Raw genomic sequence first — 16,971 nt, 5'->3', positions numbered from 1 at the left:
GAGGGATGCTTTTTGTTAGTGGCTACTTTTGGCTGATTAGTTGAAAAAGATTTACATCGTATCTTCAAGGAGAACGATTTTATCAAAGTAGATACGCTGAATAATCATTAACAGCTTTTGCCACTCCTCTGCGTCAAAGACCGATCCGACATAAAAAATGGCTTTTTCCATGACATTTTCTTGCATCGTATCTGTAATAATAATGTCGGCTTCTTGGTAATTATAGGTAAAGATAATATTGTTGTTATTGAATATATTTAGCAATCTTCTGCGAATGAAATAGATCGCCGTAAAATCTTTGTTCATTTGCGTATAGACGTAGACCTTAGGCTTGATGGTCGCCTTTGAAAGTCCCAAAAGAAAGTTTACCAATAGTTTCTCTAGACTGGGGGTCTGCTTAATCCAAGTATCAGTAACAACTTCATCTACCAATCCTTCGATTTTTTTGATTAATGACTGATTTTTCTCCTTATGAATCTGTAAATGAAATTGAGGAACAGGGAAGAATAGCTCTAAATATTTTTCATAGTTATTCCCCAAAAAGAAGTAGAGTATTTGAAAGAGAGTCAGATAATAGTTGTAGATAGCAATCTCATCGGCATAAAGAGCAAGTGACAATATCTGATCAAAACGCTGAGTTAGCTGACGTGATATGGTGGACATGCGATTGTCCGTGTGAAAAAACGTCCAACCTAAATCAACTTTTTTCTGGCGATCAATAAAATCTGAAAAGTATAGGACGGTAAAGAAACTCAGGGCTTGTTTCTCACTCTCAATTATCTCGACATCTGCGGTTTCAAGATAGTTATACTCATCAAAAGAGCCAAGATCCAAAGTATCATTGACAAGTTTAAATAGCTCCATGACCTGTGGATCAAATTTTGTGATGAAGTGAGCATGGTTTTGCGACCTAATTTGAATAATCATCAATAAAATCGCAAAGGAATGTTTGATATGCAGCGTATGTTGCTGTGGATTTTGTAGTAAACGCTTAGGAATACTCTCAACAAAATGTTCCATGGAATATTCTTCAAATGGCCATTCAATCGTTTGATAGGCATCCATTAAGGTTGTAAACATGAACAGGCGAATCAAAAATTCCCTTCCAGAGAAGAAAAAGCCATCCTCGTCGCAAGTTATCAGGATTCCTTTATCTAATAGATATTCATTAAGCTCCTTTGTGATTCTGGAGAGATAAGATTCGCTGATATAAAGCTCCCGAAGTAGTGTTTCCTTGGAGACTTTAAACTGTTTGATGAGCAATAACACATAGTTAAATTTGATTGATTGCTTTAAATAGTGCAGTTTAAGCTGATAAAATAAAGAAAGAGCCTCACCTCTGTAGTCTTCAGCAATAGAGATCTCACCCTTGTAATTAGAAATAATTAACCCTTCTATCGAAAAAAGAGAATTCAATGAGGTATTTGTTTTTATAATTGCGTCTTTAATAGCACGTTTAGGCAGCTGTAAACTAGCTGCTATTTTTTCTATTGAAGTAGATTTTTCGTTAACGATATAAATAAATATAGCGAGTTCTTTCGATTTTGCTTTGGATAACATACGATCTCCTGACTTTTTTCGAATATGTGTACAACCATATACGAAAAGTCGAATTTGATATTTATTGTAGTTTGATGAGAAAAAATGCTACCATAAATTTGAACCTAGAAAACGTTATTAAAAATATAAAAAGAAGTCTAGGTTTGAAATGAACGATAACGATTCTTGAATGGAAAAAGGATAAATAGCCAATAGTTTTTTTTACCATGATAATCTGATTTTGTCAATGTTTGCTTAGTTAAAAGCTACGCGTATTAGTGTGCATAACAAACCACTGCCGAGCGTGTTGAAAAACAAAAAGTAGGTTTATATAAAATGAATCAAGCGTTATTTTAGACGTCAATCAGAAAGGAGGAAACGGAATGCAAGGAGGAATCCAAGAATTGTTTAGCCAAAGAATTCAAAGGCTGCAAAGTCAATTAGCCATTGAAGCGTGGTCTTCTCGGAATAAACAGTTACTTTTTGCCTATTTGAATATCCTTTTGTTGAAGCTGACAGATTTAGTAGGAAATGCGTCCGGATTACCTATTCGAAAAGTGATGAGAGAAACATTCTTACTTGATTCAGAACTGAGTATTATTGAGGGCTTGGTGGAAGAACTATACCATTGGAGTGCGGAACAAATAATCGACATAGCGCGAGAAGAAAGAATCCCTTATTTTGAAGAAAAACTCGTTATAGATCAACGTGTGAAACCTTATTCTATCATGCAAACGGATGATGATGATTCCTTTCCTTTGCTATGGGAAACCGATAAATTACCACCCAATTTTTGGCCACAAAATATGGAAGTTTCCAAAGATTGGCAAGAGACCTATCGCTTATTGCTTAATCAGGCGGAAAAGAATAAAAGACTGCAAGATATAACAGAAACATTTACCGCCGTTTTGAAGTTAGATAGTCAGTTTCGGATGCTATACGGGATGAAGCTGAATAGCTCCGTTTATTTCTCAGAAACTGTGTTGCTCCAAGAGATCTTAACGCAGTATGGTCGGTATTATCAAAATTGTTTACGGAACGTTGATAATCACTCTATTCTCTGCCTAGCCCTCGAATAGGCAGAATCGGACTAAGAGTTTTTAAGTAATGGAAGCCCCAAGCCATTTACCAAAAAATCCTCAAGGAAATGCCCGCAGTGGGGAAGTCTTGAGGATTTTTCGAATAACAAATAAATATTTCTTTATAAGATGTTTAGGTTGACTGTGGTGTGCAAGTTGGCGAGTATGTGTAAATCAGTTCATTATCTTCTTTGTAATCAAAGACAAAACCTAACTTCTCTAAAAGTCGAATTGACGCCGTATTTTCGGGCAATACGCCTGCTTTTACTTGTTGTACCCCTTGGTGGTTAAGCCATTCAAGCAGCGCTGACAGGACTTCATGGGTATAACCTTTACGGGCATAAGCAGGAGCAATGCTGTAGCCTAGCCAAAAAGTACGCGCTTCTTGCTGAAGGAATATATCGCCAATCAGTTGATCGTTTGTCAAAAGAGCGATAGCAAACTGTTTTCCTTCATAAATAGAGCCGGTTTTTAGTAAATCACTTTCATAAGTTTGACGCTCTTTTCCTTTATAACCTTGGTATTTCATCCAGTCTAGATTGTTACGGTAGGCCATAAATGGCTCTATGTCAGCCAAAGTAAAGTCGCGTATCCGACAACGGGCAGTAGTAATTATCATGGTTCTCCTTTATAAGTTGTTATTTTGGCAGAATAGTAGGCAAATAAAATGTGAATCAGCATCGGTCGGCTATCTGTTCAAAAAATCGATTACTTCTAAGTGATAGAGTCATTTCTCAGTGCTTTTCTAACGCCAAATCCTTCTTAGCAAATCTTGGTAAAATTAGACCCAGTAGTATGAAAATAATCGGAGTAGCGATATTCAAAATCAACTGGAACCACCAATCGCTGGAACTAATGGCGGACTTAGGAACCACTCCCAGAAGACAGGCAAAGGCCGTAAATAACAGACACCAGGTGCCGACTACTAACGCTAACTTATCGTTTTTGATAAATACATAATCTGAATGGAATTTTGTCGCTTGTCGAATCAATAAAATGTAGGCAACAAAGACCCAGATATAGCGCATAGGCATGACGATAGAATTGAGATTGATGAGCCAAACATACATATTATTCAGACCCTTGATGCCTAGTCCAGGGATAATAATCAGAATAGAGACCAACAGCGCCGTTAATTTGTAGCCATTGACTGGAATATCTCGTTTGTTCTTTTTCATCAATTTCTTTGGTACATAGGTTGGGTCAGCATCGTCCAGCAACACTCGCAAGGGAGCATCAATCGAAATTGTTAAAGCAGCCGCATTTGTGATAATATTGACCGCCGCATAAACGAACATCAAAGCTTTCCCTAAGCCATAGTATTCGCCAAGCGATAAGAAAGCGGAATAAGCACCATTAGACATCAAGTCAGCAGGGATATGATTTGAATCAAATAAGATGCCCATGGCAAAAGAGCCAAGCACAGCAGAAATGGCAACCATAATAGCAAGTACGATCATTCCTAAAGGAAATTCTTTGGTGGGATTCTTAGTCTTATTGATATAAGGTGAAATTTTCTCAGCGCCGCCCACAGCAAAGATCAACATTGAAAGAGTCGTTAAGTAGCTGAAACCAAACTTAGGCACATAAGTACTAAGCTGATCCATTCCTTGAGTAGCCACTTCGATTCCGCGCATAAAGGGTGCCGAGACACCTAGAATAATAAACAACAGTGACATGATAAACATACAAATACCAGCGATACTTCCCAGCGAACTGATAATATTGGTCCCGCGCATTGCGAGAAATAGAAAAGCTAGGAAAATCACTAACGTAATGATTTGAACGACAGTCGAAGAAGTGTCTGTAACAAAGTCCCCATTGCCATTAAACAGCCAACCAAATCCAATCATAATGATTTGCGGCTTTTGCGAAAGGTAGGGAATATGAACGATCCAATAGGTCCAAGCTGCAAAGTAAGCTAGTTTATTGGTGGAGAGTGCCTTGACCCAGGAGGAGACACCACCATCTGAATCTTTAAAGGTAGCACCAAGCTGACCGACAATAAGTGAGTAGGGGACAAAATACAGCACCATGATTAAAATCCACGAGAAAATGACTGTGATGCCTTCCGTTGCGTAATTATTGAAGACATTATTCAAGCTCCAAACGGTGGTGAAGGCTAGTAGCGCAATGTTATACCAACGTAGTTTTCGCGCTGTATCAGGCTGCGTTAATGCAGGGGGTGTGTTAGAAGTCGCCATGATTTTCCCTCCTTATTCATCTAGTCAGCTTATAGGTTCTTATCCATGTCAAAGGTCAGCTTAGATAAATTGATACCCTTAAGAATTAATTCTTGCATCAAAGCTGTTGTTTTTTCAGTAATATCCTTTGAGAGCAACGCATTGCGACTCGTCAAGAATGCCGCGAGATCTTCTGAATGATCCTGTGCTAATTTATCAGTTTGGGCAATCATCCCGTGGGTATATTGGCGACAGCTCGTAAGATAGTCAATATTTTCTTGTAAAAAATCAGAATAATGCGCTTCTACCAACATAGACATCGTCCGATAAAACCAATAAGAATAGTTTAAATCCAAGGTTTCCGGCACATCGCGATAGCTGGCAGGCGTTTCCGTCATATTGGTATAGAAGGGTAGATATGGTGAGAATGTTGGAAAACCAATACATAACCACATTAAGGCAGAATAAGCTTCAGGTACATCATTTCTCAGTTGTAAGACGTGTGAATTTTGGGTGCGATTTAAACCAATTGGCCGATAACGCAGCTTATCTTGCTGACTCCCAGAGCCAAGAGGGTCAAAATTTGTTTCATTATAATGGGAACCTAACAAATACTGAATATCTTCCAAGGTGATTTTATGGGAAGTTCGGCAAATGAACGGTAATTCATGGTCCTCAGGGTCTTGCACGATTTCTGGATTAAAGTAACGTTGTCCGTACCAAACACGAGGATTATTGTAATGACGATCTTTAAGATTGCTCGTTCCAAAAATATGGCGAAAATTGAAGCCGGTTTTATCCGGATTAAGATGATTTATTTCCACAAATTCTTGAATCCCTTCCGACCACATAAAATTCTCCGTATCAGTAAAATCAACCTGTTGGATGGAAACCCGATTGGAGCAGATAGCATAGGCATCGTCAGGAATTCGTTGTGCGACCCAATGATGTCCGGTAACTAGCTCCATATACCAGACATGGTTTTTGTCGCTAAATAGCACTGAATTTCCAGCGACAGAACCATATAATGCGATGATTTCGCCTAGTAGCTGCACACCGGCGCGAGCAGAATCAATAAAGGGAAGCACCATGCGTAACATACAGTCCTCGTCTAACCCGTCTGTGACTAAGGGATCATAAGCTAAAGCACGCTCGTTGCCATAGGTACTTTCTGTTGCACTCATGGCAACATTTTTTCCGTTAATACCGCTTTCGTCATAGTAGCCTTCGGTTTTGTAAGCGACATTCGGTACGGCGGTCCATGAATAGTTGTTCGCTGGCACCGTCGCCTCAAAGCCATTAAGATAGGATTTCACTCGATGTTCAGTTTCATGTTCAGCAGCAGGATGGTAAAGAAAATTATGAGGCGCGATGGTTAGAAACGTATCGTCATTGCGGGCAATCATCGTGGAGCCGTCAATACTGGCCTTCTTTCCAACTAAAATCGAGGTACAAGCACGTTCAATCGTTTTGCTTTCCATTATTCTTCCTCCTATAATTCTAAAAAATGATGCAACAGTTGTTGTATAAAATAAGTTTACTACCATCTGGGTAAAATGCACACTAGGACGAATTCTACTAAGGAAGCAACTGTCACGTCAGTAGTCCGCTATGCCATAAGTTGACAAGCAAGTCGTCATTCTCTAGCATTAAGAGAAAAGAACGCGATAGACAGAGGGGAAGATAAGAATGGAATACCAAGATCTACTAGAAACTCGTTTTTCAGTTAAAGCATTTTCAGATAAACTTGTTAGCCGTGAACAAATCCAACAAATCGCCGAGGCGGGTCGCTTAGCACCGTCAGCTGGCAATTACCAACCGACCCTCGTTTACTTATTGAGTGAAGCAAAAATCAAACAAATTGCCGACACGGCCGCAGCTCGCGTGCATCCTGTTTTTGCTAAAGCAAAACAAGCTTTTGTAATTTGCTACGATAAAGAACGGGAAATGCGGCGTCCACATGATGGTGAGACTTTCGGCCCAACTGACAGTAGTATTGCTGCAACCAGTATGCTTTATAAGCTGACAGACTTAGGACTTGGCGGCGTTTGGATTGGTTGGTTCGACCCACAACAAGTGAAGGCTGTCCTAAAACTGCCTGATAATTTAGTAGTGACGGCATTATTGCCCTTTGGCTATCCAGAATCAACCGAGCCGCCTGCAGAAAGCACGCGAGAACGAAAGCCATTGACAGATTTTTTAAGAGAACGATAAACAAGAGGGAGGTGTATGATGGAAATCAGACGTTATATTGAAGCGGATCAGCCTGCTCTCTTTCAATTACTAGCAGGAGATGGCGCCGATTGGGCAGAATACTCCCAGCTGAAAAAGCCCCAATATATGGAGGCATTACGTCATTCAATCACTTATGTGGTAATTGATGAGGGGTTACGCGGCTATTGCCGCTGTCGCGATGATGATGGATTTGGTATCTATATCTATGATTTATTAGTAGAGAAGAATTATCGAGGCAATCAGGCTGGTCATGCACTTATGAGTCAAATCAAGCAAGATTTTCCCGAAGTAGCCGTCTACGTTATGAGCGATGTAGATCCATACTATGAAAAAATTGGCTATACACGAATTGGTTCGGTTTTTGAAGTAACAGGCGCGTAATTTGGAAGTTGATTGGCTAGCTTGGAACACTTGGGAGATGGTATCAAGTAGTGCGGATAGGAGGCGTCTTATGAAACGCTGGCGACTTTTAAGTACAGGATTCTTAGTTTTCACCACTATGATTGCATGTGCTAGGTAGGCTTCTACTGGAAAAAACGGTGAGTGGGAGTCTACAAAGACTATCCAAAGAGTGATTGACAAAGTGCTAGCGTAATTTTAAACTGGTTTTAGGTAACGAACGCATCGATTGAAGGGAGCCGATCTAATCCGGCGCACTACTTTTACGAATTTATAAGTAATATAGTGAAACGTGGAAAGCAGACTCTGTTAAATAAACAGGATTTTTGTGGTAGACAATCCGTTTATTTAGCATGCCGTCTTTTTCACGTTTTTTTGTTGTCCTGAAACGTTCGTTACCTAAGGAGAGAATATGTTTAACTATTTAAAAGAACCTATTTTATATCAGCAAAGCAAAGATGCTATTTGGCTAGATCCCCATATTTCTAAACAGCTTTTGGCGGCTCATTTGGACGGAAATAATGAAGGAGCCTCCCGCAACCCACAGTTTATCCAGCAATCGGTGGATTGGATTTGTCAGCTATTTCCAGCAGCAAAATACCCAAAAATCATTGATTTAGGCTGTGGTCCAGGATTATATGCAGAACCCTTAACAAGGCTAGGCTATCAGATTACCGGAATTGATTTTTCTGCAGAAAGTATTCAATATGCTCGTCAGCAGGCTCTTAATAAGCAACTAGCAATCACTTATATCAAAGAAGACTATTTGAATCAAGAATTGCCTGATGGTAGCTATGACATAGCGCTGCTTATTTACTGCGATCTAGGCGTATTTTCCTCAAAAGACCGGCAAAGAGTATTCCAAAAAGTATTTGCCAGCTTAAGGGCAAATGGTGTCTTTATTTTTGATGTATTCACTGCCCAACATTATCGAGACCATCAAGACTCCAAAACTTGGCAGATAGAACAAAACAGTTTTTGGAGTCAGACAAAGTGTTTGCGCCTGCAACAAAACAAGCATTTTCCTGAAGCTTCAACTTTTTTAGAGCGTCATTATTTGATTTACCCAGATTATGTAAAGGAGTTTTTCATTTGGGATACAATCTTTGAACCCCAGCAGCTAATAGCCGAGTTGCATAGCTGCGGGTTTAGTGAAGTTGCTTATTACGGGGATGTGACTGGAACAAAGTATCAGGAAATAAGTGAAACAATTTGCTTAGTTGCAAAAAAATAGCTTTTTATTCAAGCCAGTTGATGACTAACCAATAATATTTTTGGCAAAACAATGGAAAATTAAAGCAATAAGAAAAAGAAAGCCAGCTGATAACCGGCTTTCTTTTTTATGAATAAGCTGTTACTAAATTTAACATAGTATCGAAAATATATTTTTCAATATTGGTATAGTTGTTCTTTTTTAAGCGGGACAACATAACTCGCCAAGGAATGGGTTCCGCCATCTGTCTGCAGATAAACTCAGAGGAGGCATACTGTTGTGAAATAGGTAACGGTAAGATAGTTAGTAATTCTTCGTTTATTTTAGTTGAATTTAGCATAAAGTCCCATGAACTTGATTTTAGAATAATTTTGGGATGGACATTGTGTCTTGTGAAGGAGTCATTCAAAAGATGATGAATCATAAAGGTTTCATCAAAAATTGCTAACTTTTCGTTTTGTAGATCTTGCCATTGGATTAAATCTTTATTTGCTAGACGATGATTTGGAGACATAAAAACCGCGAGTTCAGATCGCTGAATCTCTACGGACTCTACAATGTTTTTGGAGATGCCTTCAGGATATAAAAGGACTGCTAAATCGACGTTTTCCATCATCAACTCGCTTTTAAGACGGTGCGCACCATGTTCTCTAATCACGAAATTAATGCTAGGATTGTCTAGAATTAGTTTCGGCATTATAGTCGAGAATACTACTGATAAAACTAGCGGAGGAATACCAATTTGTATATTGCCAGTGATTTTTTCGTTGGGACGATGTAGGTTCTCTTGCATTTCATTATATTTTTTTATGACGTCCAGTGCGTCTTGATAGTATTGTTCTCCAATTTGAGATAACCCTAATATCTTACCCTGGTCTCGCTTAAAAAGCTGCCGACCTTCACGATTTTCAAAATCATTGATCATAATACTTAAAGTTGGTTGGGATATATACAGTAATTCAGCGGTTCTGCTAAGATTGAAATCATTTTCTACAATTGCAATGAAATAGCGTAAATGTTTGATATCCATTTGCTAACACAACTCCCCTCGAGGAAAGCATAAGCATAACCAAAGAATAAGTCAATCGAATAACTGCTATAAGTTTTTTTAATACCCTAGTTAAAAATCAATATTTCTCTTTTCGCTTTTTTCTTTCTATAATCAAGATGAAATTGATTGAAAGCGCTTTTAATTATTTTTCCTATCACGTTTAAAGGAGAAAAAAGATGAACGAAGTTGTTATTACAACCGCACTAAGAACTCCGATCGGTTCTTTTGGTGGAACATTAAAAGATGTGTCAGCAGTGGATATGGGGATTCAGGTATTAAAGGGACTCTTAAAAGAAAGCCAACTTGATCCTAATGAAGTCGATGAAGTTATTCTAGGAAATGTCCTTCATGGCGGGATGGGGCAAAACGTCGCACGACAAGTTGCAGTTCATGCTGGAATACCAGTTGAAAAGACAGCCTTAACAATTGATATGGTTTGTGGATCAGGTCTGCGGGCAATTGAGTTGGCAATTCAAGCTATTATGTGCGGAGATGCAAAGTTAATTATCGCTGGTGGAACGGAAAGCATGAGCCAAGCACCGTATGTGATGAAAAAGCATCGCTGGGGTAGCCGACTGGGACATGATCAAATCATTGATACTTTGCTGAATGATGGTTTAACGGATGCTTTCCAAAACTATCATATGGGCATTACGGCAGAAAATGTAGCTAAAAAATATAATATTAGCAGAGAAAAACAAGATCGCTTTGCTTTTGATAGCCAGATGAAAGCAAAAACGGCTCTCGAAAACGAAGTGTTTAAGGAAGAAATTGTCCCAGTAACAATCCCGCAACGGAAAGGGGATCCATTAGTTATGACTGTAGATGAATACCCAAAAGCAGATACTTCTACAGAAAAACTCGCAAAACTTCGCCCGGCATTTTTAAATGATGGGACTGGGACGGTTACGGCAGGAAATGCCTCTGGAATCAATGATGGTGCAGCTGCAGTGATTGTAACAACCAAAGAAAATGCAGAACAGCTTGGTTTACCAATCTTAGCTACCATCGTAAGTTTTGCCAATGCGGGAGTAGAGCCAGAATTAATGGGAACGGGCCCAATACCAGCGACTAAGAAAGCTTTGGAAAAAGCGAACTTATCAGTGGACAACTTGGATCTAATTGAAGCCAATGAAGCCTTTGCCGCCCAAGCTATTAGTGTGATGCAGGAATTATCCTTACCTGAAGATAAAGTAAACGTCCATGGCGGAGCTATCGCGCTGGGACACCCAATTGGGGCAAGCGGAGCAAGGATATTGGTCACATTATTACATGAGCTAAAAAGACGAAATGGGAAATACGGTCTTGCAACTTTATGTATTGGCGGAGGCCAAGGGACAGCATTGATTGTTAAAAGGGCAGGTGAAGAAAAGTGAAAACAAAGCGAATCGCTTTATCTGATGCTATTGAATTAGTACATGAGGGTGATACTGTCATGGTGGGAGGTTTTATGGCAAACGGAACTCCAGAAAACTTAATTGATGCATTAGTTGAAAAAGGTGTTCGGCATTTACAATTAATTTGTAACGATGCCGGATTTCCAGACAAAGGCGTGGGCAAAATGGTCACCCAAAAACAATTCGACAAAATTACCGCGTCACATATTGGTTTAAATAAGGAAGCCGGTCGCCAGATGAACGAAGGCGAAACAATAATTGACCTGATTCCTCAAGGAACTTTGATCGAGCAAATTCGTGCGGGAGCTTTTGGTTTAGGCGGCTTTTTAACTCCCACGGGCTTAGGAACTTTAGTTGCTGAGGGCAAAATGGTCATTGAAGTAGATGATCGCACGTATTTATTGGAAAAACCTTTAAAAGCTGATGTGGCTCTAATCTTGGCTGATGTGGCTGATGAAACGGGAAATTTACAATATACAGGCTCTGAAAATAATTTTAATCATCTAATGGCTGCTAATGCTAAGACAACAATTGTCGAAGCTCGAAATATTGTTCCAACAGGCTCGCTCTCGCCATCATTTGTTCATACACCAGGTATTTTTGTTGATTATATTGTGGAAGGAAGATCCTTATGTTAAGTAAAGCGGAAATACAAGAGCGAATTGCAAAACGAGTGGCGCAAGAATTACCAGATGAGTCGTTGGTCAATCTAGGTATTGGTTTACCAACAAAAGTAGCGAACTATTTACCCGAAGGAGTTGCAGTCACTTTACAGTCTGAAAATGGCTTTGTTGGCCTTGGTCCAGCTCCAGATGTAGTAGATGCAACTATTGTAAATGCTGGTGGTCAACCAGTATCAATTCAACCAGGTGGAGCGTTCTTTGATAGTAGTACTTCTTTTGGCATCATCCGAGGAGGACATGTTGATGTGACAGTTCTCGGCGCACTCCAAGTAGATGAAAAAGGGAATATAGCGAACTATTTGATTCCAGGGAAAATGGTACCTGGGATGGGTGGTGCGATGGACTTGTTAGTAGGTGCAAAAAAAGTGATCGTTGCGATGGAACACACGAATAAAGGAATTCCTAAAATCTTGAAAGAATGCACACTCCCTCTGACAGCGGCAGGCGTCGTTGATCAGATTATTACAGAACTTGGTGTATTCGAGATTACACCTAGAGGACTAGTAGTGACTGAGGTATTTCCAGATGTAACAATTGAAGAGATTCAAGCGGCAACAGAAGCTTCCATTATATTTGAAAAGGAGATAGTAAAATGACAAAACAAGTAGTATTTGTAACAGGTGCAGCAAGTGGAATCGGTAAACAAATCGGAGAAACATTTTTAAAAGAAGGAAAAGCAGTTGTTTTTTCCGATATTAATCAAGAAAAGTTAGCCGCCCAAGTGAAAGAATATAACGACAATGGCTTTGAGGCACACGGCATTGTTTGCGATGTGACGAAAGAAGATCAAATCAATCAAGCAATTGATCAAACCGTCGAAAAATACGGCCGGTTAGATGTTTTAGTAAATAATGCGGGACTACAACATGTAGCTATGATTGAAGACTTTCCAACTGAGAAATACGAATTTATGTTAAAAATCATGTTAGTTGCCCCTTTTATTGCCACAAAACGTGCATTCCCTATCATGAAAAAACAAAAATTTGGTCGGATCATTAATATGGCTTCTATCAATGGGGTTATTGGTTTTGCAGGAAAATCCGCATACAACTCAGCCAAACATGGTGTCATTGGATTGACGAAAGTAGCAGCTCTAGAGGCCGCAGATTCTGGAATCACCGTTAATGCTATCTGTCCAGGATATGTAGATACACCGTTAGTACGAGGACAATTTGAGGATTTGTCAAAAACACGGAATATTCCTTTAGAAAATGTTTTAGAAGAGGTACTGTACCCACTAGTTCCTCAAAAACGCCTAATTGATGTACAAGAAATTGCTGATTATGTATCATTTTTGGCTAGTGAAAAAGCTAAAGGCGTTACTGGACAAGCTGTAATTCTTGATGGTGGTTACACGGCTCAATAGACGAATAATCGCCCGATGTTTTCTTGTAAAACAAAACATTGGGCGTTTTTAAGGAGGTAACTATGTCGATTATTGGATCAATTGGAGTCTTGCTGGGTGTTATCGCAATCATCTATTTTTCGTTAAAAGAAATCAATATTATTATTGCGGCACCTTTGGCAACAATCATTGTTGTCCTGCTAAACCGAATGGATATTGTTACATCATTACTAGGGAAAGATCCTAATAATTATATGGGTGCATTATCCAATTATATATTGAACTATTTTGCTATTTTTCTACTTGGCTCGATCTTAGCAAAATTGATGGAAACAAGTGGTGCAACAACTTCGATTGCCGATTTCATTTTAAAAAAAGTAGGCTATGAAAATCCATACCGCGTATTAGTGGCAATTTTTATTATCAGCTTGATTTTGACTTATGGTGGTATTAGTCTTTTTGTCGTAATGTTTGCAGTCTTACCATTGGCGCGTTCTCTGTTCAAGAAAATGGACTTGGCTTGGAATTTGATCCAAGTACCTCTATGGTTGGGGATCGCAACAGTTACCATGACTGTCCTACCAGGAACGCCAGCTATTCAAAATGTTATTCCAATTCAATATTTGAATACATCACTGACGGCAGCAGCAGTTCCAAGTATTCTCGGTAGTATCGGTTGTATTCTTTTCGGGCTTTTTTATATGAAGTATACGTTGAAAAAAAGTCAGGCAAAGGGTGAAACCTTTGCAACTTATACAAAGTCGCAAGATGTTGAGGTGACAGAGCGTGAATTGCCAGGTTTCTTTACTAGTATTTCACCGTTGCTAGTTCTAGTTTTATTAGCAATTAGCGGAAGTGCTTTAGGTAATGAGTTTATTAAAAAAAATATCATCTACGCGGCTTTAATTGCCGGAATCGTATTGGCGCTGATTCTATTTTATCGTTTTATTCCTGAAAAAATAAACTCAATCAGTGTCGGCGCTGCTGGATCAATTGGACCAATCTTTGCAACTGCCTCCGCTGTTGCATTTGGTGCTGTTGTAATGATTGCGCCAGGATTTGGTTTGTTTTCGAACCTGATTCTTAATATACCTGGTAGTCCATTAATCAGCCTGACTGTCTTAACCTCAGCAATGTCAGCCATTACGGGTTCGTCATCTGGTGCACTAGGAATTGTCATGCCTAACTTTGCGGAGTATTACTTGTCAACTGGCTTAAATCCAGAAATGATTCACCGGGTAGCTGCCGTGGCCTCTAATATTTTAACGATTGTACCCCAGAGTGGGGTGCTATTGACTTTCCTCAGTTTGACAGGGCTAAATCATAAAAACGGCTTTAAACAAACGTTTATCACCGTTTCAGTAGGCACCTTGATTGCTGAGATAATAATCATTATTGTTGGCTCAATCATGTACTAAATGAAAAAAGGAGGTTCAGACAGAATTGTCTAACTCCGAGACCAAGTAGGTATTTTTCATCATCAACTCTGCCTAAGGCAATCGTTGTGATTCAAAGCAAATAAGAAAGACTACACGGAAATTGTGCTTCAATTTTTTGTGTAGTCCAGCTTATTTCCTAAGGATGCTAGTTCTGCTTAGCAGTAACTGTATGCGTATAGCTGTTGCTTCTGCTGCCACCGTTTATTCGGAATATGAAGAGTCTTGGACATAACATTTTGAGTTATGTCCAAGACTCATTTTTTAACTTATTTCCCCGGAAACTCAGTTTTCAACGTGTTATTTGTCAACTTGGTTTTTATTGCTGCGGGTAATAATTTACTCAAGGTGTATAAAATTTTACTAGGACCGGGATTGATGATGGACTTATTTTTGGCTATACCTTTCATGACGGCATCTGTAAATTTATCCAAAGACATATTCATTGGATTACTTGTACCATCCGCGTGCATGGTGGGGTTTAGATTCGTTTCTGAAATCAGAGGCGGGGCCACTTGAATCACATGCAGATTTTTGTAGTTCCAGTAGCGAGCCTGTCCGCGAATCGCTTCAGTCAGCGCATTGACGCCAGCCTTACTGGCAGAATAAACAGGATGGGCATTACTAGCAACGTAAGAAAGTCCTGAGCTGATGTTGACCAGTGCAGCATTCGGTTTCGTTGCAAGCCAAGGAAGAAACAGTTTGTCTATATAAATCGTTCCCAGAAGGTTCGTTTCAATTTCATTTGTTAATGGTGAATTGACATCAAAAAAATTTATGGCACGCATCATTCCGGCAGAATGGATGACCATATTCAGATTTGGATAGTCCGCTGTAACAGATTCAAATAGTTGATTTACACTATCTAACTGGGTGACATCGACATCGTAGCCGACCATGCCCGGGCTTTCTGCAACAACTTGTTCAATTACAACTTTCCGTCGTGAAGTCACGATTACAGTATTACCTAAGGCAAGAAATTTCTTAGCCAGGGCCAGGCCAATGCCTGAAGTTCCGCCTGTAATCAAAATTGTATTTCCTGTTAAATCCATTCTGGACACCTCTCGTTTACAATTTATTCTTTTTGTAACTAAGCGTACTTTACGGTATTTAGTTTCATTTGTCAATTTTTGTAACTCGCGCTATAATCATGTTATGAAAAATCTATCGAAAGAACTCATATTAGAAACAGCAGCACAGTTGGTTCAGGAAAAAAAGAAGATCAATCTATCTTTGAGTGAGGTGGGTGAGACACTTGGAGTCAGCCACGCGGCTCTTTACAAATACTTTCCCAATAAAAAGGCCTTGTGGTCGGAATTATCTTTAAGGTGGTTAAATCAGCAACTTACGGAATTGTTTCCCTTTAGACCAAAATCTGAACAATCTGTAAAGGAAATCGCGCATGACTGGTTATGGCTGTTGGCAAGTAAAAAATATGCGGCTAGCAAGGCAGATCCACAAATGTTTGCTCTCTATACAACCTATGTGGGTGGCGATGTCCAACTATATCAAGAACATAGTTATGCTTTAGGGGAAAGTTTTATGGCGGCAACAGGTAAGGATGAAGACTTTACGGAAGGAATCTTGTTGGCGTTTATGTATTTTTCCGCACCCGCCTACGCTCAGCGCTGGGATGAACGATTTCAAGAGGAATTTGAAATGGTTTGGCGAGTGGTGGAACGGTCATTTGAGGGATAAAATTTCAGAAAGATTTTTATTAGTGATAGTTGTACAAATACACAAATAAGCTAGTAGTCGGATGGAAACATCCGGCTTTTTAGTCTAGTAAGAGTAGAATATCTTAGCCGATGTCTAGATAGGATAGTGTATCTAAGATATACTTGAGAGAGAAATAAATGACTTCACTTTTTGAATAATAGTAGTGCTTAATTGATGGGAGGAATAAATTTGGCTTATATCGAAATTAAAAGTATAGATAGATATTATTCAATTCTAAGTAAATTGGAGAATGTGACAAAATATGTAGAATTGCTAAAGCTAGTTGATGATACCGAGCCAAATTTCTTATTAAATAAGTATAATGATATTTTAATTGCAAAAAAAGAGATAACGGATTGGCATAATACCGGTGCTAAAGGGACTATGTTCAAATTTGATATGAAACTTAAAAATCGTAAGGAGTTTTTTTCAGATTTAAGAAAATTTGATTCCTTTTTTTATAATATTTTTGACGCTCAAAATGGTGAAACAGTAGAAATTACAAATTTTGGGTATATGAATATTGCTTTCTTTTCTATGCACGGAAAATTCCTTTTTTATACAAATACTCATGAAGGTATAGCATGGTTAATTAACGAATTAAGCAGTATTTAGGCAAAACTGAATTTTATGGCGACTTCTATCAGTCGTTACAAAGAATTTTTTTAGATAGCTTACATATAAAGTAATAA

The 16,971-nt window shown here is 38.9% G+C and carries 17 protein-coding genes; 11 read left to right on the top strand and 6 right to left on the bottom strand.

What is annotated here, in order from left to right:
• Positions 1-51: 51 nt before the first annotated feature.
• The gene (locus ECA01S_RS01910; protein ID WP_067390241.1) at positions 52-1,560 is read right to left on the bottom strand and encodes a helix-turn-helix domain-containing protein; all 1,509 of its coding nucleotides are present in this window, start codon (positions 1,558-1,560) and stop codon (positions 52-54) included.
• Positions 1,561-1,922: 362 nt separating this feature from the next.
• Between ECA01S_RS01910 and ECA01S_RS01905 the strand changes: the two genes are divergently transcribed.
• The gene (locus ECA01S_RS01905; RefSeq protein WP_067390238.1) at positions 1,923-2,618 is read left to right on the top strand and encodes a hypothetical protein; all 696 of its coding nucleotides are present in this window, start codon (positions 1,923-1,925) and stop codon (positions 2,616-2,618) included.
• Positions 2,619-2,751: 133 nt separating this feature from the next.
• Here ECA01S_RS01905 and ECA01S_RS01900 read toward each other — a convergent pair whose 3' ends face one another.
• From ECA01S_RS01900 to ECA01S_RS01890, 3 genes are all read right to left on the bottom strand, one after another.
• On the bottom strand, positions 2,752-3,237 hold the full coding sequence (locus ECA01S_RS01900) for a GNAT family N-acetyltransferase (protein WP_067390235.1): 486 nt from the start codon (positions 3,235-3,237) through the stop codon (positions 2,752-2,754).
• Positions 3,238-3,352: 115 nt separating this feature from the next.
• On the bottom strand, positions 3,353-4,822 hold the full coding sequence (locus tag ECA01S_RS01895; RefSeq protein WP_067390232.1) for an amino acid permease: 1,470 nt from the start codon (positions 4,820-4,822) through the stop codon (positions 3,353-3,355).
• Between the two features lie 29 nt (positions 4,823-4,851).
• Positions 4,852-6,282 carry a C69 family dipeptidase gene (locus ECA01S_RS01890; protein ID WP_067390229.1) on the bottom strand — a complete coding sequence of 477 codons (1,431 nt, stop codon included), beginning with the start codon at positions 6,280-6,282 and terminating at the stop codon, positions 4,852-4,854.
• Positions 6,283-6,490: 208 nt separating this feature from the next.
• Between ECA01S_RS01890 and ECA01S_RS01885 the strand changes: the two genes are divergently transcribed.
• From ECA01S_RS01885 to ECA01S_RS01875, 3 genes are all read left to right on the top strand, one after another.
• Positions 6,491-7,015, top strand: a complete 525-nt coding sequence (locus ECA01S_RS01885) for a nitroreductase family protein (RefSeq protein WP_067390226.1) — start codon at positions 6,491-6,493, stop codon at positions 7,013-7,015.
• Between the two features lie 18 nt (positions 7,016-7,033).
• Positions 7,034-7,417 (top strand): GNAT family N-acetyltransferase, encoded by a 384-nt coding sequence (locus ECA01S_RS01880; RefSeq protein ID WP_067391091.1) that lies wholly within the window; start codon positions 7,034-7,036, stop codon positions 7,415-7,417.
• 430 nt (positions 7,418-7,847) lie between these two features.
• Positions 7,848-8,669, top strand: coding sequence for a class I SAM-dependent DNA methyltransferase (locus tag ECA01S_RS01875; protein ID WP_067390224.1), 822 nt, complete (start codon positions 7,848-7,850; stop codon positions 8,667-8,669).
• Between the two features lie 106 nt (positions 8,670-8,775).
• Here ECA01S_RS01875 and ECA01S_RS01870 read toward each other — a convergent pair whose 3' ends face one another.
• Entirely contained in the window at positions 8,776-9,678 is a 903-nt protein-coding gene (locus tag ECA01S_RS01870) for a LysR family transcriptional regulator (protein ID WP_067390222.1), read from the bottom strand.
• Positions 9,679-9,875: 197 nt separating this feature from the next.
• On the opposite strand from ECA01S_RS01870, the gene ECA01S_RS01865 reads away from it, so the two are divergent.
• The 5 genes from ECA01S_RS01865 (at position 9,876) to ECA01S_RS01845 (ending at position 14,542) form a co-directional block, all read left to right on the top strand.
• Positions 9,876-11,075 (top strand): acetyl-CoA C-acetyltransferase, encoded by a 1,200-nt coding sequence (locus ECA01S_RS01865; protein WP_067390218.1) that lies wholly within the window; start codon positions 9,876-9,878, stop codon positions 11,073-11,075.
• The gene (locus tag ECA01S_RS01860) at positions 11,072-11,734 is read left to right on the top strand and encodes a CoA transferase subunit A (protein ID WP_071858927.1); all 663 of its coding nucleotides are present in this window, start codon (positions 11,072-11,074) and stop codon (positions 11,732-11,734) included. The genes ECA01S_RS01865 and ECA01S_RS01860 overlap by 4 nt, the downstream gene beginning before the upstream one ends.
• On the top strand, positions 11,728-12,375 hold the full coding sequence (locus ECA01S_RS01855) for a 3-oxoacid CoA-transferase subunit B (protein WP_067390215.1): 648 nt from the start codon (positions 11,728-11,730) through the stop codon (positions 12,373-12,375). The genes ECA01S_RS01860 and ECA01S_RS01855 overlap by 7 nt, the downstream gene beginning before the upstream one ends.
• Positions 12,372-13,145, top strand: coding sequence for a 3-hydroxybutyrate dehydrogenase (locus ECA01S_RS01850; RefSeq protein WP_067390212.1), 774 nt, complete (start codon positions 12,372-12,374; stop codon positions 13,143-13,145). Before ECA01S_RS01855 ends, ECA01S_RS01850 begins: the two co-directional genes overlap by 4 nt.
• A 62-nt stretch (positions 13,146-13,207) precedes the next feature.
• The gene (locus ECA01S_RS01845) at positions 13,208-14,542 is read left to right on the top strand and encodes a GntP family permease (RefSeq protein WP_067390209.1); all 1,335 of its coding nucleotides are present in this window, start codon (positions 13,208-13,210) and stop codon (positions 14,540-14,542) included.
• A 287-nt stretch (positions 14,543-14,829) separates the two neighbouring features.
• On the opposite strand, the gene ECA01S_RS01840 is transcribed toward ECA01S_RS01845, so the two are convergent.
• On the bottom strand, positions 14,830-15,612 hold the full coding sequence (locus ECA01S_RS01840; RefSeq protein ID WP_067390206.1) for an SDR family oxidoreductase: 783 nt from the start codon (positions 15,610-15,612) through the stop codon (positions 14,830-14,832).
• Here ECA01S_RS01840 and ECA01S_RS01835 point away from each other — a divergent pair.
• A complete protein-coding gene (locus tag ECA01S_RS01835; RefSeq protein ID WP_067390203.1) occupies positions 15,563-16,258 on the top strand; it encodes a TetR/AcrR family transcriptional regulator in 696 nt (231 codons plus the stop codon). The genes ECA01S_RS01840 and ECA01S_RS01835 overlap by 50 nt on opposite strands.
• Before the next feature lie 210 nt (positions 16,259-16,468).
• Positions 16,469-16,894, top strand: coding sequence for a hypothetical protein (locus ECA01S_RS01830; protein ID WP_067390200.1), 426 nt, complete (start codon positions 16,469-16,471; stop codon positions 16,892-16,894).
• Positions 16,895-16,971: the final 77 nt, after the last annotated feature.

Source organism: Enterococcus canis NBRC 100695, assembly GCF_001544375.1.
GTDB lineage: Bacteria > Bacillota > Bacilli > Lactobacillales > Enterococcaceae > Enterococcus_H > Enterococcus_H canis.
This window is presented reverse-complemented; position numbering and strand designations above follow the sequence as displayed.